Genomic DNA, 1,485 nt, shown 5'->3' on the forward strand with positions numbered 1-1,485 from the left:
ATAGGCCGCATTGGCGCTGCGCGAGAACGCGTGCCACGTCTCCGCAGCCGCCGGCGTCGCCCCCACCAATATAGCCAGCCCTGTCAGAATGGCTTTCATCTCAGTTCCCTCCGAACTCCCGTGCATGATGCGCCGACGGACGGCTTTGGCAAGGGGTGACTCAGGCCGCGCGAGCGCACGTCTCAAAGGGACTCAGCAGCGGCTCGAACAGATGGGCCGCCAGATGGCGAACCACGGGGGCGGCGACGCCGTCGCCTGTCAGGTGGCAGGCAGCGCTGTAGGAGTCCGGCAGGCGGTAGCTGTCCGGCAGGCCCATCAGGCGGGCCGTCTCCCGCGCCGACATCAGCCGCGAGCGCACCGCGCCGTCCTCGACCACCAGCACGGTCTGGCGGCTGGATCCCCCGCCGGGGGTGCGCAGGCAGCCGGCGATGTCGAAGCGAACCTCGGCCCGCTGCAGGCGGCTGCCGTCGGCGTCCCGTCGGGTGCGACGGTACAGGCCGCCGACGCGGCGGTCTCCGGCCCGCCGCACCGCCTCGACCTTGGCCAGATTGGTGGGCGACATCAGCGACAGCAGCCGCGCGGTCTGCCCCACCGTATGCCAGGGCGCGTCCGACGGGTCCGACTCGATCAGCGCCGCCAGCCCGTCGGGCCGTGGCCCGGGCTCCGGCAACCGCCACCAGATCAGGCCCCGGGCCAACGCCGCCGGCAGACGCTCGGTCGCCCTTCGCAGCGCTGGCGGATGGAACGGTCCGTCCGGACCGGTCGTGGTCAGTCCGGGCGCCAGCGCCACGTCCCCGCGCACGCCGACGACGAACAGTCTCGGCCGCGACTGCGGCAGGAAGCGATCCGCATTGACCACCAAGGCGCCACAGCGATAGCCCGCCTCGACGAAGGTCCGGCAGATGGTCTCGAAATCCCGCCCTCCGCGCGACGTCAGCGTGCCGCACACATTCTCCACGGCCACGATCCGGGGGCCCCGCCCCTCGGCTCCCAGAGCCCGGGCCAGGGCCCAGAAATCGTGGAACGTCCCCGAGCGCGCGCCCCCGAGACCCGCGCCGGCGCCCGCCAGCGACAGGTCCTGGCAGGGAAACGATCCCCACATCAGCGCGGCAGTCCCGGGCAGGTCGGCGGCGCCGAGGGCCGCAATGTCGCCGACGACCAGGGCGTCGCCGCCCCAGTTGGCGCGATAGGATTCGGCCTTCTTCGGATCAAGGTCGTTGGCGAGCAGGCAACGCCAGCCGTCGCCGAGGCCGGCGCGCACCATCCCGCCGCCGGCGAAGAATTCGTAGAAGCCGGGGGACGCGGGTTCGCTGATCGACGATTCGGCCATTCCCGGCACGCTGACGCGGCGACGGGCGGAAGTCCATCGGCGAGGCGGCCCGGCGATCAGCCCCTCGCGGGCGGGGTCGAACTGATCTAGGTCGGCCGTCCCGACCCACCCGCGGAGCCGCACGCTTGACCGACGCCCTTCCCAACCTGCCGCAG

The 1,485-nt window shown here is 72.5% G+C and carries 1 protein-coding gene; it reads right to left on the reverse strand.

Going from position 1 to position 1,485, the window contains the following annotated elements:
* Positions 1 to 160: 160 nt before the first annotated feature.
* Positions 161 to 1,485, reverse strand: a 1,325-nt coding sequence (locus Q8S40_RS09440) for a DNA cytosine methyltransferase (RefSeq protein WP_371136823.1), incomplete at its 5' end; no start/stop codon positions are given.

It is taken from the genome of Falsiroseomonas sp. (genome assembly GCF_030695085.1).
Lineage (GTDB): Bacteria > Pseudomonadota > Alphaproteobacteria > Acetobacterales > Acetobacteraceae > Falsiroseomonas.